Source organism: Bacillus sp. FSL R5-0560 (assembly GCF_037966305.1).
Taxonomy (GTDB): domain Bacteria; phylum Bacillota; class Bacilli; order Bacillales; family Bacillaceae; genus Bacillus; species Bacillus mojavensis.
The window spans coordinates 2,955,528-2,981,239 of record NZ_CP150195.1 but is presented as its reverse complement, the minus strand read 5'-3'; the positions used below and the strand labels follow the sequence as shown (position 1 = coordinate 2,981,239).

Below are 25,712 nucleotides of genomic sequence, written 5' to 3'. Positions count from 1 at the left end.
AATGGATGCGACATATGAAGAGTTAGAGCGCAGCGACATTGCAGGCCCGGATCAAGCGGAACAGCTCACACACGCATATGCGGGCTTTTGGGTCCGTTTTTGGGCTTTCCTGCTTGATTGGCTCGTTGTGTGGGGATTAAACCATTTAATCGTTTCTCCCATCTTTACTTTACTGGATCTGCCGAAAACATCCGGCATGTTTACCATCTCAGCCTACAGTATTACAACGCTTTTCGTTTATCTGGCATATTTTACGCTGATGACCAAATACTTCAGGCAAACGCTCGGAAAAATGGTGTTCGGCCTCAAAGTAATTTCTGTCAAGCAGGGGCATAAGCTGACATGGAGCACTGTGATTTTCCGTGAAGTGGTCGGGCGGTATATTGATAAAATTTGGATCTTATATATCGTCATCGCTTTTTCTCCTAAAAAACAGGGGATTCACGATTATATTGCTGATACAACTGTGGTGCACGAAAAATTATATCGTAAATAACAGATAAACCCGGACCCCGTCCGGGTTTATTTTTTGCTGAATGGGCGATAATGCTTCCTAGAGGAAGTGAAGAATATGGTATATGTGCTGTCAGCCATTCTTATTCTTATAGGTATCGTGCTGCTTCTCAGAATGAAAATTTATGTTGCCGCGGAGTATCTTCATGCTGATGATAATGACAAGCTGACCTTGAAAATTACTGCGCTGTTTGGCCTGGTTCGGATTAAAAAAACAATTCCGGCGATTAAGGTGAACAAAGATGACGGAACAGTCGATATCAGACAGAACACAAAATCGAAAGTGAAAAAAAGCAGCAGTAAGAAAAAAATCACGTTTGATGATGTGCAGCAGAGCATCAATAAAATTGAAATGTTTCTGCATCATGTCACTAAGTTAAAAAAAATCAGCGCTTCTTTTATGGCGCATTTGCATATCACAAAACTCGAATGGGTCACAGTCGTCGGGGTTCATGACGCCGCGGTGACAGGTGTGTTAACAGGTGGCGTATGGGGAGTCAAAGGCGGTATTGCAGCTATGCTTCATGACCATTTAGACTTTGTGAATAAGCCTGTTTATGACGTGATTCCATCGTTTCAAGTCCCTGTTTCCAAGACCCATTTTCAGTGTATATTCTTTTTTCGCTTTGGACATGCTATGCTTGCAGCTTTCAAATTCGTTAAGTACGGACGGGAGCTTTCTGTATTAAAGAAGAATCCGTCAGCTCGAATGACTTCAAAGAAAGATTCATCAGTTTAAGGAGGAAGCGTATATGGCAGACCATCCCATCCAAGGTTTAATGAAAACAGCAATGGAAAACCTGAAGGAAATGATTGATGTAAACACAATCATCGGAGATCCGGTTGAAACACCGGATGGAAGCGTGATTTTAACCGTTTCTAAAGTTGGATTCGGATTCGCCGCAGGCGGCAGTGAGTTTGGCGGCAAACCGGCTGTGAAAAAATCGGAAGACGATGAAACAAGAGAGCAGAAACTACCCTTCGGAGGCGGAAGCGGGGGCGGTGTGTCTATTACGCCGATCGCGTTTTTAATTGTCGGTTCGACTGGCATCAGAATGCTTCATTTAGATGAAAATACTCATTTGATTGAGAAAATTCTGGACGCAGCCCCTCAAACACTGGAGCGCATACAGCAAATGTTTAAGAAAAATAACAAGAATCAAAACCAAGGCCAAAATCAAAACCAAATGAACAATATGAATTATTAAAGAAGGGTTAACTGCGGCGGCCGCAGTTAACTTTTTTTTGGCATATACTTTGCAGTTTGCAAGAAACTTTACTATGATAGAGACATACATACAAAAGGGAGGAATTATAATGGCTGAAATTACATTCAAAGGCGGTCCGGTTACGCTTGTCGGACAAGAAGTGAAAGTAGGAGATCAAGCCCCTGATTTCACAGTGCTGACTAACAGCCTTGAAGAAAAATCGTTAGCTGACATGAAAGGAAAAGTAACGATTATTTCTGTTATCCCTTCAATTGACACAGGCGTTTGCGATGCGCAAACCCGCCGCTTTAACGAAGAGGCTGCAAAGCTTGGAGATGTTAACGTTTATACAATCAGTGCGGATCTTCCATTTGCACAGGCGCGCTGGTGCGGAGCAAACGGAATTGACAAAGTGGAAACTCTGTCAGACCACAAAGACATGTCATTTGGCGAAGCGTTCGGTGTATATATAAAAGAACTTCGTCTGCTTGCGCGTTCCGTATTTGTGCTTGATGAGAACGGAAAAGTCGTTTACGCTGAATATGTAAGCGAAGCAACGAACCACCCGAATTATGAAGAGCCGATTGAGGCTGCCAAGGCATTATTGAAGTAAGCAGGTGAAAAAAGCTCCAGGCTGCCGCCGGAGCTTTTTTCATGGCAAGGAGGAACACATTATGCAAAACGATCATGTAGGTGCGGTATACGAGCTGCTGGATGATGCAGCGATTATCATAAAAAATGAATTGCAGATTTCATATATAGAAGCGCTTGCCGAAGCGGGAGAAATGTATTTTCTTCAAAAAACGGATCAGCTGAAGCTGCCGAATGAGAAGGCTGTAAAGCTTAAAGCACTGCTTGAAAAAGCCAAATTTGACACATATGAACACGAGTGGGTGCGAAAAGCATTCCAGCTTGCCGTCTTAAAGGGATTAAAGGATATATCCCATCCAAACAGACAAATGACGCCAGACACTATCGGACTGTTTATCAGTTACTTGGTAAATAAGTTTATGGCAGGGAAAAAGGATGTTACACTTCTTGATCCGGCTGTTGGAACGGGAAATCTTCTGTTCACCGTGTTAAACCAGCTGTCAGAGAATATGGCGAAAAGCTATGGCGTAGAAATAGATGACGTGCTTTTGAAAATTGCCTATGGCCAGGCGAACCTTCTGAAAAAAGAGCTGGAACTGTTCCATCAGGACAGCCTCGAGCCGCTGTTTATCGATCCGGTTGACACAGTGATATGCGATCTGCCGGTTGGCTATTATCCGAATGACGAGGGGGCAAAAGCCTTTGAACTGAAAGCGGATGAAGGCCATTCCTTCGCTCATCATTTGTTTATTGAGCAAAGCGTCAAGCATACGAAACCCGGCGGCTACCTGTTCTTTATGATCCCGAATCATTTGTTTGAAAGCTCTCAAAGCGACAAGCTGAAGCAGTTTTTCAAGGACAAAGTTCATATTAATGCACTATTGCAGCTGCCAAAATCAATTTTTAAAGATGAAGCCCATGCCAAAAGTATTCTTGTGCTTCAGAAAACAGGTGATGAGACGAAAGCGCCGAACCAAATTCTGCTTGCGAATCTGCCGTCCTTCTCCAACCAGAAGGCGATGCTCGACATGATGGCACAAATAGATGCGTGGTTTACAAAGGAAAAATAGAAAAATGAAAACAGTTTGAGCTCCGGTCTGAGGAAGCTTAAGCTGTTTTTTTGTATGAACATCAGGGGAAAGATAGACGAATTGAATAAGGTTTCAACACACAAAATACGAAAGGAGAAACTGCAGGATGAAAGCGTTAATCAATGTTTAGCGCATAGGTAATGTGTCTGAAAATAACGACTTCTTTTTGTAAGCGTTATCAATACGGAAGTTGACTTGAAAAGCCGACATGACAATGTTTAAATGGAAAAGTCAGATATTTTTCGGGAGAAATTGATGATTTCACCGGGAAAAAAGTACGAAAAACGAAGATGTTGATACAGAGTAAAAAGGAGCGTCAATCATGTCCAAAATTATTGCAATTAACGCAGGAAGCTCGTCTTTGAAATTTCAGCTTTTCGAAATGCCTTCAGAAAAAGTTTTAACGAAGGGTTTAGTTGAACGAATCGGTATCGCCGACAGTGTGTTCACGATTTCTGTAAACGGCGAAAAAAATACAGAAGTAACTGATATACCTGATCATGCGGTAGCGGTTAAAATGCTGCTGAATAAGCTGACGGAATTCAGCATTATCAAAGATTTAAATGAAATTGACGGAATTGGACACCGCGTGGTACACGGCGGAGAAAAATTCAGTGATTCCGTTTTATTAACTGACGAAACAATTCAGGAGATTGAAGATATTTCTGAATTGGCGCCGCTGCACAACCCGGCAAATATCGTTGGAATTAAAGCCTTCAAAGAAGTGCTTCCAAATGTTCCTGCGGTTGCTGTTTTTGATACGGCATTCCACCAAACAATGCCTGAACAGTCTTACCTGTACAGCCTGCCATACGAATACTATGAAAAATTCGGTATCCGTAAATACGGCTTCCACGGCACTTCACATAAATATGTGACGGAGCGTGCGGCAGAGCTTCTCGGCCGTCCGTTAAAAGATTTACGCCTGATTTCCTGCCACCTTGGCAACGGTGCAAGTATTGCGGCTGTTGAAGGCGGAAAATCAATTGATACATCTATGGGCTTCACGCCGCTTGCGGGTGTGGCAATGGGTACACGCTCTGGAAACATCGACCCTGCCCTGATCCCATACATTATGGAGAAAACGGGCCAAACCGCTGACGAAGTACTGAATACATTAAACAAAAAAAGCGGACTGCTTGGCATCTCCGGTTTCTCAAGCGATCTTCGTGACATCGTTGAAGCAACGAAACAAGGAAATGAGCGCGCGGAAACTGCGCTTGAAGTCTTCGCGAGCCGTATCCACAAATACATCGGTTCTTACGCTGCCAGAATGAGCGGTGTTGATGCGATCATCTTTACTGCCGGTATCGGTGAAAACAGCGTAGAAGTCAGAGAACGCGTTCTTCGCGGTCTAGAATTTATGGGCGTATACTGGGATCCTGCGCTTAATAACGTACGCGGTGAGGAAGCGTTCATCAGCTACCCTCATTCTCCAGTAAAAGTTATGATCATTCCGACTGATGAAGAAGTCATGATTGCACGCGACGTTGTTCGTTTAGCTAAATAATGCAAAAAAGCACATTCTCTTGAATGTGCTTTTTTGTTGAAGCATGATAAAGGTAGACAAAAATACAAAGAGGTGAGCCAATGAGTGTTCAAGAGCATAAACAAGAGGCACCCGATATTGTCCGGTGTAAAGTGATTACGGTCAGTGATACGAGAACGGAAGAAACGGATAAAAGCGGCAGGCTGATGATCTCATTTTTAGAAGAAGCCGGCCATCAGATTGCTGCATATGAAATTGTAAAAGACGAAAAGGATGCCCTGCAGCAGGCTGTGCTCGCGGGCTGCATGGATGAGCAAACGGACGCGGTTCTCTTAAACGGAGGGACAGGCATAGCAAATCGGGACGTCACCATTGAAGCCATTATGCCGCTGTTTTCGAAAGAGCTGCCCGGCTTTGGAGAAATATTCAGGATGCTCAGTTATACAGAAGACATCGGCTCCAGTGCAATCATGTCGAGAGCCACAGCCGGCGTTATCCAACATACAGCCGTTTTTTCAACGCCAGGCTCCAGCGGTGCGGTAAAGCTGGCAATGAATAAGCTGATTATTCCGGAGCTCGCCCATGTGGTCAGAGAAATCAGAAAAGACAAGTAAATGAATAAATACTATGAAACTTCACCTGAAAAATGGGTGAAGTTTTTTTAATAAAAGGCTTGAAAAAAAGGAGCTTACTTGTTAAAGTGTATACATACAAAATGTATTTTTATTAAATATAATTTATTTTTATACAAAAGAAACAGGGTTGAGAGGAGATTTTTATTATGGCAGAACAGAAAAAAGTCGTATTAGCATACTCAGGGGGTCTTGATACTTCCGTCGCGATAAAATGGCTTCAAGAGCAAGGGTATAATGTTATCGCCTGCTGCCTGGACGTCGGCGAAGGCAAGGATTTGGCGTTTGTTCAGCAAAAAGCGTTGGAAGTCGGCGCAACAAATTCTTACGTGATTGATGCAAAAGAAGAATTCGCCCAGGATTACGCGCTGTTATCTTTGCAGGCTCACACGATGTATGAAGGAAAATATCCGCTCGTGTCCGCATTGTCTCGTCCGCTTATTGCAAAAAAATTAGTCGAGATCGCAGAAAAAGAAGAGGCACAGGCGATTGCGCACGGATGCACAGGAAAAGGAAATGACCAGGTGCGTTTTGAGGTATCAATTAAATCTTTGAATCCTGACCTTGAAGTCATCGCCCCAGTTCGGGAATGGCAATGGTCTCGTGAAGAAGAAATCGAATATGCGGCAAGCCGCGGCATTCCGATTCCGATCAATCTTGACAGCCCGTATTCCATTGACCAAAATCTTTGGGGACGTGCAAATGAGTGCGGCATTTTAGAAGATCCGTGGGCCGCTCCGCCAGAAGGAGCATACGACCTTACAGCGCCGCTGGAAAAAACACCGGATACACCGGAAGTCATTGAAATCGCATTTGAACAAGGTGTGCCTGTATCCATCGACGGCGTCTCTTACTCCCTTTCTGAATTAATTTTAAAACTGAACGAAATTGCAGGCGCGCATGGGGTCGGACGTATCGATCACGTGGAAAACCGCCTTGTCGGCATTAAATCCCGTGAAGTATATGAATGCCCGGGTGCGATAACACTTATCAAAGCACACAAGGAACTGGAAGATTTGACATTAGTGAAAGAGGTCGCGCACTTTAAACCGGCCATCGAACAAAAGCTGTCAGAAATCATTTACAACGGCTTATGGTTCTCCCCTTTAAAAGACGCGCTGCACGCTTTCTTAAAAGAAACGCAAAAACACGTTACAGGCATCGTTCGCGTGAAGCTGTTTAAAGGCCATGCCATTGTAGAGGGGCGTAAATCAGAATACTCTCTATATGATGAAAAACTTGCAACATATACTAAAGACGATGCGTTTGACCACCATGCGGCAATCGGATTTATCGAGCTCTGGGGACTTCCGACAAAAGTGAACAGCATCGTGAAAAAGAAGGAGCAGATTAAAGCATGAAGAAGCTTTGGGGAGGCCGATTCCAAAAAACACCTGAAAAATGGGTCGACGAATTCGGCGCGTCCATATCATTTGACCAACATTTAGTCACTGAAGACATTACAGGGTCTCTCGCACATGCTGCCATGCTGAAAAAATGCGGTATCCTGACAGAAGAAGAAGAGATGAAAATCCGTGAGGGACTGAAAACCCTTTTGCAAAAAGCAGAAGACGGGGCATTAGAGTTCTCAGTTGATTATGAAGATATTCATTTAAACATTGAGAAAATGCTCATTGACGAAATCGGCCCTCTCGGCGGCAAGCTGCATACCGGAAGAAGCCGGAATGACCAGGTGGCAACTGACATGCATTTGTACCTGAATAACCATGTCGCCCATATTATCGAGCTGATAGAGGCATTCCAAGGTGCGCTCATTGATAAAGCAGAAGCAAATGTTGAAACCATTCTGCCGGGCTACACTCATCTTCAGCGCGCCCAGCCGATTTCATTCGCTCACCATCTGCTTGCGTATTTCTGGATGCTGGAGCGCGACAAGGAACGTTTTCAGGATTCAATGAAGCGGATCAACAAATCTCCGCTCGGCTGCGGAGCGCTCGCGGGTACCACCTTCCCGATCGATCGTGAGTATTCAGCAGAGCTGCTCGGCTTTGATTCCATTTATGAAAACAGCCTCGACGGCGTCAGCGACAGAGATTTCATTTTGGAATTTTTAAGCAACAGCAGCATGCTGATGATGCACCTTTCCCGTTTCTCTGAAGAAATCATTCTGTGGTGCTCCCAGGAGTTTAAATTCATCGAGCTAGACGATACGTATGCAACAGGAAGCAGCATGATGCCGCAGAAGAAAAACCCGGATATGGCTGAGCTGATTCGGGGCAAAACGGGGCGCGTATACGGTGACATGATGGGGCTGTTTACGATCATGAAAGGCCTTCCGCTCGCTTATAACAAAGACCTGCAGGAAGATAAAGAAGGCATGTTTGACACGGTGAAAACGGTCGAAGGCAGCCTGCAAATCTTCACAGGTATGATTCAAACAATGACTGTTAACAAAGACGTCATGAAGCAAGCGACAAAACAAGACTTTTCAAATGCGACCGAACTGGCTGATTATTTAGCGAAGAAAGGAATGCCATTCAGAGAAGCGCACGAAGTGGTCGGAAAGCTTGTGTACACATGCATCGAAAAAGGAATCTATTTAAGTGACATGCCGTTTGACGATTTTCAGAAGGCGAGCGATCTTTTCGAGGATGATATATATACTGTTTTGGACCCTTATCATGCGGTCGAAAAAAGAATGAGCGCAGGAGGCACGGGCTTCAAACAAGTTGAGCAGGCACTTGTAAAAGCGAAAGCTTGCGTGGCAGCCGGAGTTTGTTAAAATTTCCTTCATAAAATCCCGTCATAACAGCCAACCTACCTCTATAATGATGGGAGGCAGAAGGATGAAAAAAGAACCGGAACGCTATATTTATGATGAACAAGAAAGCCAGGAGACAACAAGGCTCATTTCCGAAGCATATCAAAGCGGTTATGTGGATATCCCGGATCAAGAGCCTTCATCTTCTGCGGAATAAGCTGTCTGTTAAAGACAGCTTTTTTTGTATGGCAAAGTGTAAAAAGTGATATTGACGGCCTTTTATAGTAAAGTAGAAGAAGAAACACTTTATTGAAAAGCGGCGACGTTGCTTTGGGAGGTATTGATGTGCGACATGCTTTAATTACTGCCGGTTCGAAGGGATTAGGCCGCAAAGTGACTGAAACATTGCTTGCAAAGGGGTATTCAGTAACAGTGAATTACAGGCAGGATGAAGAGGCTGTCAGCCGCCTGAAGGAAGCCTGTCCTGACTATCTTGACCGGCTGCAATTTGTAAAAGGTGATGTCACCAAAAAAGAGGATTTGCTGCGCATAGCAGACGCTGCCTTGGACCGTTTCGGGAGAATCGACTTTTTGATTAACAACGCGGGGCCATACATATTTGAACGAAAAAAGTTAGCCGATTATACCGATGACGAATGGTACGGTATGCTGGAAGGAAATTTAAGCGCTGTCTTTCATTTATTCAAAGCAGTTATTCCGGTCATGAGAAAACAGCAATTCGGGCGTATCATCACGTACGGATTTCAAGGCGCGGCACACGCACCGGGCTGGCTTCACCGCTCCGCGTTCGGCGCCGCAAAAGTGGGGTTGGCTTCTTTAACAAAAACAATTGCGATAGAAGAAGCTGAATCGGGAATAACCGCTAATATGGTTTGCCCGGGCGACATTGTCGGCGACATGAAGGAAGCGTCAATAGAGGAAGCCAGACAGCGTATCGGCAAAGAAAAAACGCCGATAGGAAGATCAGGCACCGGTGAAGATATCGCCAGAATCATTGCCTTTTTGTGCGAAGAGAACTCAGACCTGGTGACAGGAACTGTGATTGAAGCAACCGGGGGCCTCAATGTCATTAACAAGAATCAATCCACATAAGTTTTTCAGCATCTTAAAAAGGGAAAATGAAATCACCAAATACAAAGTGACGAGGTGAAGGAAATGAAAGTAACGTATCACGGACATTCTGTAGTTGCAGTAGAAACGAATAATCATCATATTTTATTTGACCCGTTTTTGACAGGAAATTCGTTAACCGATTTAAAACCTGAGGATGCAAAAGCGGACGCTATCTTATTGACTCACGGCCACAATGACCACGTGGGCGACACTGAGCAAATCGCAAAGCAAAATAACGCACTGGTTGTGGCACCGAATGAGCTGGCCGTATATTTGGGATGGAAAGGGTTAAATGTTCACCCCATGCACATCGGCGGCTCCCATCAATTTGATTTTGGGAAAGTGAAGCTTACACAGGCCTTTCATGGATCTGCCATCACTGACGAAGAAAATAAAACGATCACCTACACAGGCATGCCATCCGGTATTCTGCTGACTGTTGAGGGCAAAACGATCTTCCACGCCGGCGATACGGCTCTTTTCTCTGACATGAAGCTGATCGGGGAACTGAACCATATTGATCTTGCCTTCTTGCCGATTGGCGACAACTTTACGATGGGGCCTGAAGACGCCAAGCTAGCTGCAGAATGGCTGCGTGCAAAACAAGTTGTACCGGTTCATTACAATACATTCCCGGTCATCGAGCAAGACCCGGAAGCATTTGCAGACAGCCTGCCGGGCGGAGTCGGAAAAGTCATGGCCGTCGGTGAAACGATTGAGCTTTAAACGCTGAAAGCATCTCCTGAAAATCAGGAGATGCTTTTTATTTTCCTGCCTCATTGCGAATCAATCATCCGAGCCCTTATAATAAAAGCAGAAGACTGTCCCTTAGAGGTGAAAGGTTTGGCAACTAAGCATGAACAAATTTTAACATATATTGATTCGCTGCCCGTAGGTGAAAAAATCTCTGTGCGGAGAATCGCAAAGGAAATGAAAGTAAGCGAAGGCACGGCGTACAGAGCGATCAAGGAAGCAGAGAATAAAGGCTTTGTCAGTACGATTGAACGTGTCGGAACAATCAGAATTGAACAAAAGAAAAAAGAAAATATCGAAAAGCTTACATATGCTGAGGTTGTAAACGTCATAGACGGACAAGTGCTCGGAGGCCGGGCGGGGCTCCATAAGACATTGAATAAATTTGTCATCGGCGCAATGGAGCTGGACGCGATGATGCGGTATACGGCAGCCGGGAATCTTTTGATTGTCGGAAATCGAATCAATGCACACAGACAGGCACTTGAGGCAGGCGCCGCTGTACTCGTAACGGGCGGATTTAACACAGATGACAGCATCGTGCAGCTGGCAGATGAGCTTGAGCTGCCGATTTTATCCACGAGCTATGACACCTTTACAGTCGCCGCTATGATTAACCGGGCGATTTATGACCAGCTGATCAAAAAAGAAATCGTTCTGGTGGAGGACATTTTAACGCCCGCTGACCGTACGATATATCTTTCACCTAAGGATAAACTTGAAAAATGGTACGAGAAAAACTTTGAAACGGGCCATGGGCGGTTCCCGGTTGTCGACGAACAAATGAAAATCCACGGGATCTTGACTTCGAAAGATATCGCAGGTCACGACCGGAATGCACCCATTGAAAAAGTCATGACAAAAAATCCGGTTACAGTTATTGGGAAAACGTCTGTCGCCTCAGCGGCGCAAATGATGGTATGGGAAGGGATCGAAGTGCTCCCCGTCACTGACGGACACCAAAAGCTGATTGGCATGATCAGCCGCCAAGACGTGCTGAAAGCTCTTCAAATGATTCAAAAGCAGCCTCAAGTCGGGGAAAAGCTTGATGATATTGTCTCAAGAGGATTTAAAGATGAGGATGATGATAAACAGGATCAGACGGTTTATCAGTATGAAGTAACACCGCAAATGACAAATCAGCTGGGGACGATTTCTTATGGCGTGTTTACGACCATTTTGACGCAAGCGGCCAATCGGTTTTTGCGCTCGAAAAAACGCGGCGAACTAGTGATAGAAAGCATCACCATTTTCTTTTTGAAGCCTGTGCAGATGGAGTCGGTCATCGAAGTCAAGCCGCGCATTTTAGAGGCTGGAAGAAAGTTCGGAAAAATGGAAGTTGAAGTGCACAGCCAAGGCCATATCGTGTCTAAAGCAATGCTGATGGTTCAGCTGATGGAAAGAAGCTAAGGGACGTCTCAGGCGCCCCTTACGCGTGATCTCTTTCAGCTTCTTTGGCGTGAAGGGGATTGTAATGGCTGTAGGCTTTATAACCTGCCCATGCGCTTCCGGCTCCGATGACGATAAAGATCCCGCCGATTACTAACGTTAATACTGAATGGAATAATATCATTTGATTGAGTCCGTAAAACAGCACCAGCGATCCTAATGCCATGCTGGATTTTGCTGAAAAGATTTCTTTTTCCAAAGATTGCTTTGTCCGTACGCCTTTTACTTTATAGTACACATAAAAGCAGGCTGAAAGCCCAATCAAAAAAACAAGAACCAGCATAAATGAAATCCTCCATCGTAAAAGTTTACAAACCCATTCTATACAAAAACGGGCTTGGTTTTGATGTTATTTTTCTTTTCCGTCGGCAGAGAATGTGATTTAATGAAAAAAAACAATAAAGGAGTATCAAATGAAAACAGAATTGATCAGAACCATATCATTATATGACACGATTATCTTACATAGACATGTGCGCCCTGACCCGGATGCCTACGGATCTCAGTGCGGACTTACGGAAATCCTGCGTGAAACGTATCCTGAAAAAAATATTTTTGCGGTCGGCACGCCAGAACCGTCCCTCTCTTTCTTATATACCCTCGATGAGGTGGACGATGAAACATATAAAGGCGCCCTTGTGATCGTCTGCGATACGGCAAATCAGGAAAGAGTCGACGATCAGCGTTATTTATCAGGCGCCAAACTAATGAAAATCGACCACCATCCGAACGAAGATCCTTACGGCGATCTTCTGTGGGTCGATACGAATGCAAGCTCAGTAAGTGAAATGATTTACGAGCTGTATTTAGAAGGAAAAGAGCACGGCTGGAAGCTGAATACAAAAGCCGCAAAGCTGATCTATGCCGGCATTGTCAGTGATACCGGACGCTTCTTATTTCCCAATACAACGGAAAAAACATTACAATATGCAGGCGAGCTTATTAAGTATCCGTTCTCTTCTTCAGAGCTGTTTAATCAATTGTATGAAACAAAACTGAATGTGGTGAAGCTTAACGGCTATATCTTTCAAAATGTGTCTTTGTCTGAAAATGGCGCTGCTTCTGTTTTCATCAAAAAGGACACTCTGGAAATGTTCAACACAACAGCTTCTGAAGCGTCGCAGCTTGTCGGGACGCTTGGAAATATCTCAGGCATTCGCGCATGGGTGTTTTTCATAGAAGAAGACGATCAAATCAGAGTCAGATTCCGTTCAAAGGGGCCTGTTATTAACGGACTCGCCCGGAAATATAACGGCGGAGGGCATCCTCTGGCTTCAGGCGCCTCCATTTACAGCTGGGATGAAGCGGAACAGATTTTAGCTGATCTGGAGACGTTATGTAAAGAACACAAGTAGAGGGGAGACCCTCTCTCTTAGTGTTCATCTGTGACGGGGATGAACCAGCAGCCGAACTCAGTAAGGTCCTCGTAGACTTGGAGATTATGAGATTGAAGTTCTTTTTTGATGAGGGAAGCGAGTGAGTTTGTTTCGGCATATGCAGAAAAACCTTGTCTGAGTCGGGCTGCTTGATCTTTTGCTAATTGACGGTCACTGTAAACCTCCATTTCCCTTCCTCCTCCTTTCGCTATTAAGCCTCATTTATAGTTTATAAAAAAGAATGGGAAAAAGCGACAGGAGTTTGAAAAATTTAAGAAAATTCCATATTTACGTCGCGAATGATATTTCAATTTCTACAGAAAGCCTTGTGTAAATAATTAATTCCTTGACAGCTGCCTCATATTTTTTTTCATTGATCGTATAGACTTTATTTTCAATTGTCCGTTTTAAAAGCTCCTTCGTTTTATAGACGCTTTCTATATCCTTTGTAATGACCTCTGAAATATCATCCTTCACATGCTCCTCGAATTTTGTTTTATCCGGCTGCGAGATTTTGTATTTTTCTCCATTTAATAATTTTACATCGACGCTTTGAATAAGCAGTTTTCTTTTATTATCTTCATTTAGTTTGTGGAGGTCTTCCTGATAGATGGAAATTTGGTTGTTCAAGTCTTTGACGTGCTCTTTTTGTTTTTCGATGAGGGAAACCTGCTCCTCTTGGAATGTTCCGTATGTAAACAGGAAAAAAAACCAGCTGATCACGGCTCCGCACATCATACCAGCAAAAAAACGCTGCCATCCCGGTTTTTTGTAATGCTGCGGCACCCTCATGAAGAAATATGCTCCTGCGTCAGCCATGAAATAATAAGCCAGCCGCTTTGCGCCCCGCCCATGGCCGAGATAATGAGAAGAATCTGCTTGAATAAATCTCTCGTATTGCCTTCAAGAATACCTCGTTCAAAGCTGTATACCGCATCAAATGTACCACCGATTGCGGCGACCAGCGCCCAAATTTTTAATCTGTTCGCAAGCTTTGAAATAACCGTAAGCGGGGCTTCGCCTGCCAAATATGCTCCAAGGCCTCCGATGAGTGCGCCTCCGATCAGCACCCCTAATGCGATAAAATAACTGTTGATAAAATTTACCATAAAGCCAGCTTCCTGATCCATCTTAATCACCTCACCTTTTATATCATATTGAGCTTTCGGGACAAGTATGATGAGGACTCGAAAAAGAACATTTGTTTCTTTTGAAAACCCGACTTATAATGAAGAAAGAAATGGATCGTAATGGAGAAAGAGGTGATAGCATGTCTTTTGTTCACCTGCAAGTGCATAGCGGGTACAGCCTGCTAAACAGCGCCGCGGCTGTGGAAGAGCTCGTCAGTGAAGCTGACAGGCTCGGATATGGGTCTTTGGCGCTGACAGATGATCATGTCATGTACGGAGCTATTCAATTTTATAAAGCATGCAAGGCGAGGGGGATTAACCCGATTATCGGCTTGACGGCTTCTGTTTTCACAGATGATGACGAGCTCGAAGCCTACCCGCTCGTCCTGCTGGCAAAATCAAATACAGGCTATCAAAACCTGCTGAAGATCAGCAGCGTCCTGCAATCGAAATCAAAAAACGGCCTGAAGCCAAAATGGCTTAACAGCTATCGCGAAGGTATTATCGCAATTACCCCTGGCGAGAAGGGCTATATTGAAATGCTGCTTGAAGGAGGTCTGTTTGACCAAGCCGCTCAAGCAGCACTTCATTTTCAGTCTATATTCGGAAAAGGCGCTTTTTATTTATCCTTTCAGCCGTTTAAAGAAAATAAATTCTTATCTGAGCAAATCCTCCGGCTGTCTGAAGAAACGGGTATTCCGGTCACGGCGACAGGCGATGTTCATTACATAAGGAAAGAAGATCAGGCTGCCTATCGCTGTTTGAAAGCGATAAAGTCAGGTGAAAAGCTTACTGAGGCATCAGACGAAGAGATGCCGGATCTCGATTTGAAATCCATTGATGAAATGCGTGTTCTATATCAAGAGCATCCTGAGGCATTGCAAGCATCTGTTGAGATTGCAGAACAATGCCGGATTGACGTCAGCCTCGGACAGACCCGCCTGCCGTCATTTCCGACTCCAGACGGTACATCCGCGGATGATTATTTGACGGATGTTTGTATGGCAGGGCTCCGCAGCCGCTTTGATACACCTGACGAACGGTATATTCGACGACTTCAATATGAGCTTGATGTCATCAAGCGAATGAAGTTCAGCGATTATTTTCTGATCGTATGGGATTTTATGAAGCACGCCCACGAAAACGGGATTGTGACAGGACCGGGAAGGGGTTCTGCGGCGGGATCGCTCGTGGCTTATGTTCTCTATATCACGGACGTTGACCCGATCAAGCATCACCTGTTATTTGAGAGGTTTTTAAACCCGGAGCGAATCAGTATGCCGGATATTGATATCGACTTTCCGGATACGAGAAGGGACGAGGTCATTCAGTACGTTCAGCAGAAATATGGCGCCATGCATGTCGCCCAAATTATTACCTTCGGGACGCTGGCGGCAAAAGCAGCGCTTCGGGACGTCGGAAGGGTATTCGGTGTAAGTCCGAAGGAAGCGGATCAGCTTGCGAAGCTTATTCCTTCAAGGCCAGGCATGACCTTGGATGATGCGAGAAAACAATCACCGGAGCTGAATAAGCGGCTCAGTGAATCAAGTTTGCTTCAGCAAGTCTTTACGATTGCCAGAAAAATAGAAGGTCTTCCGAGGCATACGTCAACCCACGCGGCCGGCGTTGTCCTGAGTGAGGAACCGTTAACAGATGTTGTCCCGCTTCAGGAAGGACATGAAGGGATCTATTTAACGCAATACGCGATGGATCACCTCGAAGATCTGGGCCTTTTGAAAATGGATTTCTTAGGCTTGCGCAACCTGACACTCATCGAGTCCATCACTTCAATGATTGAAAAAGAAAAAAATATGAAAATAGATCTTTCGAGTATTTCTTATCAAGACGAAAAAACATTCTCTCTGCTGTCAAAAGGGGATACGACAGGGATTTTTCAGCTTGAATCCTCAGGAATGAGAAGCGTTCTGAAAAGGCTTAAGCCCTCAGGATTAGAAGATATTGTCGCGGTAAACGCGCTGTACCGGCCCGGCCCGATGGAAAACATTCCGTTATTTATCGACCGTAAGCATGGCCGCGTGCCGGTCCATTATCCCCACGAAGATTTAAGAGAGATATTGGAAGATACGTATGGCGTCATCGTTTATCAAGAGCAAATTATGGTGATTGCGTCACGTATGGCAGGATTTTCTTTAGGAGAGGCGGACCTGCTCAGACGTGCAGTCAGCAAAAAAAAGAAAGACATTCTTGACCGGGAGCGAAGCCATTTTGTTGAAGGGTGCTTAAAAAAGGAGTATTCTGTAGACACTGCAAATGAAGTCTACGATTTAATCGTCAAATTCGCAAACTATGGCTTCAACAGAAGCCATGCGGTGGCATACAGCATGATCGGCTGCCAGCTTGCTTATTTGAAGGCTCATTATCCTTTATATTTTATGTGCGGATTGCTTACAAGCGTCATTGGCAATGAGGATAAAATAGCTCAATATCTATACGAAGCGAAGGGGAGCGGGATTCGTATCCTTCCTCCGTCAGTGAACAAAAGCAGTTATCCGTTTACAGTTGAAGGCGGAGCTGTCAGGTACAGCCTCCGTGCGATAAAAAGTGTAGGCGTCTCAGCAGTCAAAGATATATATAAAGCCAGAAAAGAGAAACCATTCGAAGATCTTTTCGACTTCTGCTTTCGTGTGCCGTCAAAAAGCGTAAACCGCAAAACGCTTGAAGCGCTCATATTTTCTGGTGCAATGGATGAATTCGCTCAAAACCGGGCCACACTGCTCGCATCGATTGACGTTGCGTTAGAGCATGCCGAGCTTTTCGCCGCGGACGATGACCAAATGGGATTGTTTTTAGATGAATCGTTTTCCATTAAACCGAAGTATGTGGAGACCGAGGAGCTCCCGCTTGTGGATATTCTTGCATTTGAAAAAGAAACGCTCGGTATTTATTTTTCAAATCATCCGCTCTCTGCCTTCCGAAACCAGCTGACAGCGCGCGGAGCGGTATCCATTCAGCAGGCTCAGCAGACTGTTAAAAAGCAGGTTTCACTCGGTGTCCTGCTGACGAAAATCAAAACGATTCGGACAAAAACAGGTCAAAACATGGCGTTTTTAACGTTAAGCGATGAGACCGGTGAGATGGAAGCCGTTGTGTTCCCTGAACAATTCAGACAGCTTTCTCCCGTTTTAAGAGAGGGCGCTCTATTGTTCACAGCAGGGAAATGTGAAATCAGGCAGGAAAAAGCCCAGTTTATTATGTCCAGAGCGGAATTGCTGGAAAATATGAATGCTGAAAAAGCGCCATCGGTTTATATTAAAATAGAAAGCAGTCAGCACAGTCAGGAGATCCTGACAAAGATAAAGCGCATTTTGCTGGAGCATAAGGGGGAAACCGGCGTTTATCTCTATTATGAAAGGCAAAAACAGACGATAAAGCTTCCTGAGGAGTTCCATATCGAGGCGGATCACCAGGTATTATACCGCTTAAAAGAGCTGTTAGGGCAAAAAAACGTCGTTTTAAAACAGTGGTAACCATTCTCTTTTTGTTATACAATTGGAGCAATTATGTTACTCTGTTTAAATATTCTGATAGATCAACTCCGCAGAATGCAGCAATCAATGCAGCAGCATACGAATCAAAAAATTTCATTAAGGAGTGTTTAGGAGAATGTCATTAAGAGAAGAAGCATTACATCTGCATAAAGTGAACCAGGGAAAACTCGAATCCAAATCTAAAGTAGAGGTTAAAAATGCGAAAGATTTAAGCCTTGCTTATTCCCCGGGTGTAGCAGAACCATGTAAGGATATTCATGAAGACATTAACAAAGTATATGATTATACAATGAAGGGGAACATGGTAGCAGTTGTGACAGACGGTACAGCTGTGCTCGGCCTTGGAAATATCGGCCCTGAAGCCGCACTCCCTGTAATGGAAGGTAAAGCCGTTCTTTTCAAAAGCTTTGCCGGCGTAGACGCGTTCCCAATTGCTTTGGGCACAAATGATGTTGATAAAATCGTTGAAACCGTTAAATTGCTAGAACCGACATTTGGCGGTGTCAACCTTGAAGATATTGCGGCGCCAAACTGCTTTATCATTGAAGAGCGTTTGAAAAAAGAAACGAACATCCCGGTTTTCCATGATGATCAGCACGGCACAGCGATTGTAACAGTAGCGGGCCTTGTAAACGCGCTGAAATTGTCTGGAAAATCCATGTCTTCCATTAAAGTTGTGGCTAACGGAGCCGGTGCTGCAGGTATTGCAATCATCAAACTTCTTTACCATTTCGGCGTGCGCGACATCGTGATGTGCGATTCAAAAGGAGCCATTTATGAAGGGCGTCCGAACGGTATGAACGATGTTAAAAACGAAGTGGCGAAATTCACAAACCAAGACCGTAAAGACGGCTCTTTAGAAGATGTGATCGCTGGTGCTGACGTATTTATCGGTGTGTCTGTCGAAGGCGCGCTAACAAAAGAAATGGTACAAAGCATGGCGAAAGATCCGATCATTTTCGCAATGGCAAACCCGAATCCGGAAATTATGCCGGAAGATGCACGTGAAGCTGGTGCGAGCGTTATCGGAACAGGCCGTTCAGATTTCCCGAACCAAGTAAACAATGTGCTTGCCTTCCCGGGCATTTTCCGCGGAGCACTTGACGTGCGCGCCACTCATATTAACGAAGAAATGAAGATTGCAGCGGTTGAAGCCATTGCTTCACTCGTATCAGAAGATGAGCTTAGCCCTGAGTACGTCATCCCTGCACCGTTTGATAAACGTGTTGCGCCTGCTGTGGCTAAGGCTGTGGCAAAAGCGGCGATGGAAACAGGAGTGGCAAGAATTACTGTAGATCCTGAAGAAGTTGCAGAAAAAACCAGGAAACTTACGATTATTGGCGAATAATTTTAATTCATTCCAAAAATGGCAGCGCGTTGGCGGAGACCGGCGCGCTGTTCTCAAGTTAAACTTGCGGCTGAAATTTTTTTGGGGTTAGGTCTTAAAAAAATTTCAGCCGAGTTTAACATGAATTATGAATACGTTACCAACCTTGCTGTTTCAACGACTTCTTAGGTTTACCATGAGCTGTTCGCACACCTCTGCGGATAGAAAGTTGTCGAATTGAGGATGACAGCGTTTGACAAAAAAAGTACAATAGTTTCGGTAAAGTTATTAGCAAGTCTATCTGTCTGGATGGCATGCGGTGAAGAGAACCCTTCACAAAAGGGAGGTAATCATTTGTTAAAGGATATATTCACTAAAAAGAAAAAGTATGCTTCCGTACCGTCAGAACAAGCGAAGCACGATGTTCCGGAAGGCATTATGACAAAATGTCCTAAGTGTAAAAAAATCATGCTCACTAAAGAGTTGGATAAAAATATGCGGGTATGCATGAACTGCGATTATCATTTCCCGATGAACGCAAAACAGCGTATCGAAAGCTTGATGGATGAAAAGTCCTTTGAAGAATTCAATCAGGGGATGTTATCGGAAAACCCGCTCGGTTTCCCGGGATATCTGGAAAAGCTTGAAAAGGATCGCGAGAAAACATCCTTAAACGAGGCTGTTGTGACAGGCAAGGGCACGATCGGGGGATTTCCTGCTGTTGTCGCGGTAATGGATTCTACATTCCGAATGGGCAGCATGGGCTCTGTCGTCGGCGAAAAAATCACGCTTGCGATTGAAAAAGCAAAAGCCGATAAAGTTCCGTTTATTATTTTTACTGCTTCCGGCGGTGCAAGGATGCAGGAAGGCATATTAAGCCTTATGCAAATGGCAAAGACAAGCTCTGCCTTAAAATTATTCAGTGAGGAACAGGGGCTCATTATCTCAGTCATGACGCACCCGACTACCGGTGGGGTATCTGCAAGCTTTGCTTCTCTTGGCGATTACAATTTCGCGGAGCCTGGCGCGCTGATCGGTTTTGCCGGAAGAAGGATTATCGAACAGACAATAGGCGAAAAACTGCCGGAGGACTTCCAAACAGCGGAATTCTTATTAAAACATGGACAGCTTGATGCGGTTATTCACCGCGACGACATGAAAAAAACGTTAGAAAATCTGCTGGATATGCATCAAACAGGAGGTGACATTGAGTGGCTGCAAGATTAGAATTTGAAAAACCGGTGATTGAATTGCAAACCAAAATCGCCGAATTGAAGAAATTCACCCAGGATTCAGAAATGGATCTGAGTGCAGAAATCGAACGGCTTGAAGACCGTCTAGCTAAGCTTCAGGATGATATTTATAAAAATCTGAAGCCTTGGGACCGGGTTCAAATCGCACGTCTGCCGGATCGTCCGACAACACTTGATTATATTCAATACCTGTTTACAGACTTTTTTGAATGTCACGGAGACAGAGCGTACGGAGACGATGAAGCCATTGTCGGCGGTATTGCCAAGTTTCACGGCCTGCCTGTGACAGTTATCGGTCATCAGCGCGGGAAAGACACGAAGGAAAACCTTGTCCGCAACTTTGGAATGCCTCATCCTGAGGGCTATCGTAAAGCACTTCGTCTGATGAAACAGGCTGATAAATTTAACAGACCGATTATCTGTTTTATTGACACGAAAGGGGCATACCCTGGACGAGCAGCTGAAGAAAGAGGACAAAGCGAAGCAATTGCCAAAAACCTCTTTGAAATGGCCGGCCTTAGAGTGCCTGTTATTTGTATCGTCATCGGTGAAGGCGGAAGCGGCGGAGCTCTGGGTTTAGGTGTGGGCAACCACTTGCATATGCTAGAAAACTCTACTTATTCTGTTATTTCTCCTGAAGGTGCTGCGGCACTCTTATGGAAGGACTCCAGTCTTGCCAAAAAAGCAGCGGAAACCATGAAAATCACTGCGCCAGACTTAAAGGAATTAGGAATTATAGATCATATGATAAAAGAAGTAAAAGGCGGAGCGCACCACGATATTAAGCTGCAGGCAAGCTACATGGATGAAACCCTTACACAATCGTTAAAGACTTTGCTGAAGCTGAATGAAGAAGAATTAATTCAGCAGCGCTATGAAAAATACAAAGCAATTGGGAAAGTATCGATTGAAGATCAATATATCGGGGTAAACTAAATAAACGTGAAGCCTTTGGCTCACGTTTATTTTTTGTGACATTCCTTAAATTTTATTTAAAAACAATTTATTTAATTGTATAATAGGTAAGGTTTCATAGGGAGGATGGAGATCCCTTTTCATTGTTTTTAGGGCAATGATCATGTTATGTTTTAATCATATATGTTTGCTGAGGTGAATGGAGAATGAAACGTATAGGGGTATTAACGAGCGGCGGGGATTCCCCGGGAATGAATGCAGCAGTTCGCGCAGTTGTCAGAAAAGCGATTTATCATGACGTTGAAGTTTACGGCATTTATAACGGATACTCAGGATTGATCAACGGAAAGATTGAAAAGCTAGAGCTCGGTTCTGTAGGTGATATTATTCATCGCGGAGGAACAAAGCTTTATACAGCAAGATGTCCTGAATTCAAAACGGTTGAAGGCCGTGAAAAAGGGATAGAAAACTTGAAGAAGCTTGGTATCGAAGGGCTTGTCGTTATCGGCGGAGACGGCTCATACATGGGTGCGAAAAAATTAACGGAGCACGGGTTTCCATGTGTAGGTGTACCGGGTACAATTGATAATGACATTCCGGGTACTGATTTTACAATCGGTTTCGACACAGCTTTAAATACAGTAATTGACGCAATTGATAAGATTCGCGATACAGCGACTTCTCATGAACGTACATATGTGATCGAAGTAATGGGCCGCCACGCCGGAGATATTGCATTATGGGCCGGACTTGCAGGCGGTGCGGAATCAATCTTGATTCCTGAGGCTGATTACGACATGCACGAAATCATTGCCCGACTAAAACGCGGTCATGAGCGCGGGAAGAAACACAGTATTATTATCGTTGCCGAAGGGGTAGGCAGCGGTGTTGAATTCGGGAAACGCATTGAAGAAGAAACAAATCTTGAAACTAGGGTATCGGTATTAGGCCATATCCAGCGCGGCGGTTCTCCAAGTGCTGCTGACCGTGTTCTGGCAAGCCGACTTGGCGCGTATGCGGTTGAACTGCTGCTTGAAGGAAAAGGCGGACGCTGTGTAGGTATACAAAACAATAAGCTTGTAGACCATGATATTATAGAAATACTGGATAAAAAACACACAGTTGAGCAAAACATGTATCAGCTTTCAAAAGAACTGTCTATTTAAGACTGCAGCAGAAGGCTGAAGATTTTAGAAGGAAGTGAACGAATTGAGAAAAACAAAAATTGTTTGTACCATCGGTCCGGCAAGTGAAAGTATTGAAATGCTTACGAAATTAATGGAGTCAGGAATGAATGTGGCTCGTTTGAATTTTTCTCACGGAGATTTTGAGGAGCACGGAGCACGTATTAAAAATATCCGCGAAGCGAGCAAAAAGCTCGGCAAAAACGTTGGAATCCTGCTTGATACAAAAGGCCCTGAAATCCGTACACATACAATGGAAAACGGTGCTATTGAGCTTGAAACAGGCAAAGAGCTTATCGTTTCAATGGACGAGGTAATTGGAACAACTGATAAAATTTCAGTGACGTATGAAGGTTTAGTAGAGGACGTTGAAAAAGGCTCAACGATTCTTTTAGATGACGGACTTATCGGTCTTGAGGTACTTGAAGTGAATGCCGCTAAACGCGAAATCAAAACAAAAGTACTAAACAACGGAACACTGAAAAACAAAAAAGGCGTTAACGTACCGGGTGTCAGCGTCAATCTTCCTGGTATTACTGAGAAAGACGCGAGAGACATCGTTTTCGGTATTGAGCAAGGGGTAGATTTCATCGCTGCGTCTTTTGTACGCCGTTCTACTGACGTGCTTGAAATCCGTGAACTTCTTGAGGAGCATAACGCTCAGGAAATTCAAATTATCCCTAAAATTGAAAACCAAGAGGGCGTAGACAACATCGATTCTATTCTCGAAGTGTCTGACGGCTTAATGGTTGCACGCGGAGACTTAGGTGTGGAGATTCCAGCTGAAGAAGTGCCGCTCGTGCAAAAAGAACTGATCAAAAAATGCAACGCACTGGGCAAACCGGTTATTACAGCCACACAAATGCTTGATAGCATGCAGCGCAACCCGCGTCCGACTCGTGCGGAAGCGAGTGACGTCGCAAACGCAATTTTCGACGGCACAGATGCAATCATGCTTTCTGGTGAAACAGCTGCCGGAAACTATCCGGTTGAAGCGGTTCAAACGATGCACAATATCGCATCACGTTCTGAAGAGGCGCTGAATTACAAAGAGATTCTTTCAAAACGCAGAGACCAAGTAGGCATGACGATTACTGATGCAATTGGCCAATCTGTTGCACATACAGCCATTAACTTGAATGCTACTGCGATTGTGACTCCGACTGAAAGCGGCCATACAGCGCGTATGATTGCTAAATACCGCCCGCAGGCACCGATTGTCGCTGTGACTGTAAATGAGTCTGTTTCCAGAAAGCTCGCTCTTGTATCCGGCGTTTTCGCAGAAAGCGGTCAAAATGCAAGCTCAACTGATGAGATGCTGGAAGATGCTGTGCAAAAATCATTACACAGCGGAATTGTGAAAAATGGTGATCTGATCGTCATTACAGCAGGCACTGTCGGTGAGTCAGGAACAACGAATTTGATGAAAGTTCATACTGTCGGCAATATCATCGCTAAAGGCCAAGGTATCGGACGCAAATCAGCTTACGGTCCGGTTGTCATTGCGCAAAACGCGAAAGAAGCCGAACAAAAAATGACTGACGGCGCGGTTTTGGTTACAACTAGCACTGACCGTGACATGATCGCGTCTCTTGAAAAAGCGTCTGCTCTAATTACAGAAGAGGGCGGCTTGACAAGCCATGCTGCAGTAGTCGGATTAAGCCTCGGCATTCCGGTTATTGTTGGTTTGGAAAATGCGACATCGATTTTGACAGATGGCCAGGATATTACGGTTGATGCTTCTAGAGGAGCAGTCTATCAAGGCCATGCGAGTGTACTTTAATCACATCTGAAAAGGGAAGGGAGCGTATTCCCTTCCTTTTTCTCTATTTGGCACTATTTTTGAACGAAGGCGTTTTACACATGTGGGGGGCTGGAGATGAGGTTTTTATTTTTGCTTTTTATTGTGTTTCCGGCAATTGAAATCGGCATATTTCTATTTTCGGGCAAGCTGATCGGCATTCTTCCGACGGTCCTTTTGATGATTCTGACCGGGATCATTGGGGCAGCAGCTGCCAAAAAACAAGGAACTGAAGTTTACTTCAAGGTTCAGCGTGACCTTCAATATGGCAAGATGCCTGGTGAAGCGATTGCTGACGGCCTGTGCATCTTTATTGGCGGCCTTTTGCTGATGCTTCCAGGCTTTTTATCAGACCTGGCCGGCGCATGCCTGCTTATCCCGTTCACCCGCAGCTGGTGTAAGCCGATCCTGTTCAAATGGCTGAGAGGCATGTCGAAGAATAAGCGGATCATTATAAAATGAAAAACGGCAGCCTGCATCATGGGCTGCTGTTTTATTTTTGCTGGATCGTGATGTAGGACCATATTTCTTTTAAGGCACCTGTTGTAATAAAGGCCTGTATGACAACGAGAACAGCAGGACCGGCAATCAATCCTAAAAATCCGAACAATTTAAATCCGGCGAAGAGGGCAATGAGTGTTGCCAACGGGTCTATTCCGATTGATTTGCTTAATATTTTCGGCTCTGTCAGCTGACGCTGAACAAGTACAACAAGGTACAGAACACCAATTCCAATTGCTTGGGGAAGCTGGCCTGTAATTGATAAATACAAAATCCACGGCACGAAGACGGATCCTGCTCCTAAATACGGGAGAAGATCGACTAGTCCGATTAAAAAAGCAATCGTTGCTGCATGTTCAACCTTTAAGAGAGAAAGACCAAAGAATACAATAATCATTGTAAGGAGTACAAGAACAGCCTGCGCTTTAATAAAACCGGTCATTGCTTTTTTTAACTCACTGCTGATCGCCTTTCCGTTTTCTGTTATTCGATCGGGCAGCACTGATACGAGCATCGCTTTCAGTTTGTGCCAATCCTTTGTCATGAAAAATGTAGCAAGAAGTGAAAATATCAAAACAGCCGCGGTATTCGGAAGCAGCGCGAAAAATTTCGGAATCATTTCCAGAATGTGAGACAGCAGCAGTCCAGCATTTTTGGCAGCGGAGTCTCCAAGTGCCTGAATGTGCGTGACGATGGAAGCCTGCTGGTTGGTCTCCAATTCATGAAATAAAACTGTCAGTTCGTGATAGAGCGGCTGGATATGAGTGGTAAACAGCTTTTCACAATAAGAGATAAACGTGCTGATATGAGGCGGAAGGGTTTTTGCAAGATACGCAGTTCCTGTTACAATTTCTGCTACCACAATGGTCAGCACACCGAACGCTGCCAGCAGAAAAAAGGCAAGCACGCAGATGACATTTAAAGTTCGCGGGAATCCGGTCACCTTGTCCAAGTAGTCTACAACAGGGTGAATCGCTGTTGAAAGAATAAGGGCAATGAGGAACGGATATGTTAACGGAAATGAATAATAAACAGCAGCTGCCGATCCTGCGGTAAGCGACACGACAAAGAGGGTTCTGAAAAAAATAGTAATATAGGATTGATTCACAAAAACGATCCTCCTCTCGTCAGCAT

Annotated in this window: 26 protein-coding genes; 21 read left to right on the top strand and 5 right to left on the bottom strand. The window is 44.5% G+C overall.

Going from position 1 to position 25,712, the window contains the following annotated elements; genetic code table 11:
• Position 1: 1 nt before the first annotated feature.
• The 13 genes from NST56_RS15760 to NST56_RS15700 all read left to right on the top strand — a co-directional run bounded on the left by NST56_RS15760 (position 2) and on the right by NST56_RS15700 (position 11,543).
• The gene (locus NST56_RS15760) at positions 2-496 is read left to right on the top strand and encodes an RDD family protein (RefSeq protein WP_010335301.1); all 495 of its coding nucleotides are present in this window, start codon (positions 2-4) and stop codon (positions 494-496) included.
• Positions 497-571: 75 nt separating this feature from the next.
• Complete coding sequence (locus NST56_RS15755) at positions 572-1,252, top strand: DUF2953 domain-containing protein (RefSeq protein WP_339177659.1); 681 nt, start codon at positions 572-574, stop codon at positions 1,250-1,252.
• Between the two features lie 13 nt (positions 1,253-1,265).
• The gene (gene ytfJ / locus NST56_RS15750) at positions 1,266-1,721 is read left to right on the top strand and encodes a GerW family sporulation protein (RefSeq protein ID WP_168748516.1); all 456 of its coding nucleotides are present in this window, start codon (positions 1,266-1,268) and stop codon (positions 1,719-1,721) included.
• A 109-nt stretch (positions 1,722-1,830) separates the two neighbouring features.
• Positions 1,831-2,334 carry a thiol peroxidase gene (gene tpx, locus NST56_RS15745; protein WP_010335298.1) on the top strand — a complete coding sequence of 168 codons (504 nt, stop codon included), beginning with the start codon at positions 1,831-1,833 and terminating at the stop codon, positions 2,332-2,334.
• 61 nt (positions 2,335-2,395) lie between these two features.
• Positions 2,396-3,382, top strand: coding sequence for a class I SAM-dependent methyltransferase (locus NST56_RS15740; protein WP_268445448.1), 987 nt, complete (start codon positions 2,396-2,398; stop codon positions 3,380-3,382).
• 343 nt (positions 3,383-3,725) lie between these two features.
• The gene (locus NST56_RS15735) at positions 3,726-4,913 is read left to right on the top strand and encodes an acetate kinase (RefSeq protein ID WP_268445451.1); all 1,188 of its coding nucleotides are present in this window, start codon (positions 3,726-3,728) and stop codon (positions 4,911-4,913) included.
• Positions 4,914-4,993: 80 nt separating this feature from the next.
• Positions 4,994-5,506, top strand: coding sequence for a molybdenum cofactor biosynthesis protein B (locus tag NST56_RS15730; protein ID WP_339177652.1), 513 nt, complete (start codon positions 4,994-4,996; stop codon positions 5,504-5,506).
• Positions 5,507-5,673: 167 nt separating this feature from the next.
• Positions 5,674-6,885: an argininosuccinate synthase gene (locus NST56_RS15725; protein WP_010335293.1), complete on the top strand. Its 1,212-nt coding sequence runs from the start codon at positions 5,674-5,676 to the stop codon at positions 6,883-6,885.
• On the top strand, positions 6,882-8,267 hold the full coding sequence (gene argH, locus NST56_RS15720; RefSeq protein WP_168748514.1) for an argininosuccinate lyase: 1,386 nt from the start codon (positions 6,882-6,884) through the stop codon (positions 8,265-8,267). Before NST56_RS15725 ends, argH begins: the two co-directional genes overlap by 4 nt.
• Before the next feature lie 64 nt (positions 8,268-8,331).
• Positions 8,332-8,463 carry a hypothetical protein gene (locus NST56_RS15715; RefSeq protein ID WP_010335290.1) on the top strand — a complete coding sequence of 44 codons (132 nt, stop codon included), beginning with the start codon at positions 8,332-8,334 and terminating at the stop codon, positions 8,461-8,463.
• A gap of 128 nt (positions 8,464-8,591) precedes the next feature.
• Positions 8,592-9,359 carry an SDR family oxidoreductase gene (locus NST56_RS15710; RefSeq protein WP_010335289.1) on the top strand — a complete coding sequence of 256 codons (768 nt, stop codon included), beginning with the start codon at positions 8,592-8,594 and terminating at the stop codon, positions 9,357-9,359.
• 63 nt (positions 9,360-9,422) lie between these two features.
• A complete protein-coding gene (locus NST56_RS15705) occupies positions 9,423-10,106 on the top strand; it encodes a metal-dependent hydrolase (RefSeq protein WP_010335288.1) in 684 nt (227 codons plus the stop codon).
• A 117-nt stretch (positions 10,107-10,223) separates the two neighbouring features.
• On the top strand, positions 10,224-11,543 hold the full coding sequence (locus NST56_RS15700; RefSeq protein WP_010335287.1) for a CBS domain-containing protein: 1,320 nt from the start codon (positions 10,224-10,226) through the stop codon (positions 11,541-11,543).
• 19 nt (positions 11,544-11,562) lie between these two features.
• On the opposite strand, the gene NST56_RS15695 is transcribed toward NST56_RS15700, so the two are convergent.
• Positions 11,563-11,865 carry a YtpI family protein gene (locus tag NST56_RS15695; protein WP_010335286.1) on the bottom strand — a complete coding sequence of 101 codons (303 nt, stop codon included), beginning with the start codon at positions 11,863-11,865 and terminating at the stop codon, positions 11,563-11,565.
• Positions 11,866-11,995: 130 nt separating this feature from the next.
• Between NST56_RS15695 and nrnA the strand changes: the two genes are divergently transcribed.
• Entirely contained in the window at positions 11,996-12,937 is a 942-nt protein-coding gene (gene nrnA / locus NST56_RS15690; protein ID WP_010335285.1) for a bifunctional oligoribonuclease/PAP phosphatase NrnA, read from the top strand.
• Between the two features lie 17 nt (positions 12,938-12,954).
• Here nrnA and NST56_RS15685 read toward each other — a convergent pair whose 3' ends face one another.
• From NST56_RS15685 to ytrH, 3 genes are all read right to left on the bottom strand, one after another.
• Positions 12,955-13,146, bottom strand: a complete 192-nt coding sequence (locus NST56_RS15685) for a hypothetical protein (RefSeq protein WP_010335284.1) — start codon at positions 13,144-13,146, stop codon at positions 12,955-12,957.
• Positions 13,147-13,246: 100 nt separating this feature from the next.
• The gene (ytrI, locus tag NST56_RS15680; protein WP_010335283.1) at positions 13,247-13,750 is read right to left on the bottom strand and encodes a sporulation membrane protein YtrI; all 504 of its coding nucleotides are present in this window, start codon (positions 13,748-13,750) and stop codon (positions 13,247-13,249) included.
• On the bottom strand, positions 13,747-14,088 hold the full coding sequence (gene ytrH / locus NST56_RS15675) for a sporulation membrane protein YtrH (RefSeq protein WP_010335282.1): 342 nt from the start codon (positions 14,086-14,088) through the stop codon (positions 13,747-13,749). Before ytrH ends, ytrI begins: the two co-directional genes overlap by 4 nt.
• A gap of 140 nt (positions 14,089-14,228) precedes the next feature.
• On the opposite strand from ytrH, the gene dnaE reads away from it, so the two are divergent.
• From dnaE to NST56_RS15640, 7 genes are all read left to right on the top strand, one after another.
• Positions 14,229-17,576 (top strand): DNA polymerase III subunit alpha, encoded by a 3,348-nt coding sequence (dnaE, locus tag NST56_RS15670; RefSeq protein ID WP_339177646.1) that lies wholly within the window; start codon positions 14,229-14,231, stop codon positions 17,574-17,576.
• Positions 17,577-17,712: 136 nt separating this feature from the next.
• Positions 17,713-18,945 (top strand): NADP-dependent malic enzyme, encoded by a 1,233-nt coding sequence (gene maeB / locus NST56_RS15665; protein WP_268448319.1) that lies wholly within the window; start codon positions 17,713-17,715, stop codon positions 18,943-18,945.
• A gap of 333 nt (positions 18,946-19,278) precedes the next feature.
• On the top strand, positions 19,279-20,151 hold the full coding sequence (accD, locus tag NST56_RS15660) for an acetyl-CoA carboxylase, carboxyltransferase subunit beta (RefSeq protein ID WP_010335280.1): 873 nt from the start codon (positions 19,279-19,281) through the stop codon (positions 20,149-20,151).
• The gene (gene accA, locus NST56_RS15655; RefSeq protein WP_010335279.1) at positions 20,136-21,113 is read left to right on the top strand and encodes an acetyl-CoA carboxylase carboxyl transferase subunit alpha; all 978 of its coding nucleotides are present in this window, start codon (positions 20,136-20,138) and stop codon (positions 21,111-21,113) included. The genes accD and accA overlap by 16 nt, the downstream gene beginning before the upstream one ends.
• 185 nt (positions 21,114-21,298) lie before the next feature.
• Complete coding sequence (gene pfkA, locus NST56_RS15650; protein ID WP_010335278.1) at positions 21,299-22,258, top strand: 6-phosphofructokinase; 960 nt, start codon at positions 21,299-21,301, stop codon at positions 22,256-22,258.
• Between the two features lie 43 nt (positions 22,259-22,301).
• Positions 22,302-24,059, top strand: a complete 1,758-nt coding sequence (gene pyk / locus NST56_RS15645) for a pyruvate kinase (RefSeq protein ID WP_339177641.1) — start codon at positions 22,302-22,304, stop codon at positions 24,057-24,059.
• Positions 24,060-24,155: 96 nt separating this feature from the next.
• Positions 24,156-24,539 (top strand): FxsA family protein, encoded by a 384-nt coding sequence (locus tag NST56_RS15640; protein WP_024122457.1) that lies wholly within the window; start codon positions 24,156-24,158, stop codon positions 24,537-24,539.
• 31 nt (positions 24,540-24,570) lie between these two features.
• On the opposite strand, the gene ytvI is transcribed toward NST56_RS15640, so the two are convergent.
• Positions 24,571-25,686 carry a sporulation integral membrane protein YtvI gene (ytvI, locus tag NST56_RS15635; RefSeq protein WP_339177639.1) on the bottom strand — a complete coding sequence of 372 codons (1,116 nt, stop codon included), beginning with the start codon at positions 25,684-25,686 and terminating at the stop codon, positions 24,571-24,573.
• Positions 25,687-25,712: the final 26 nt, after the last annotated feature.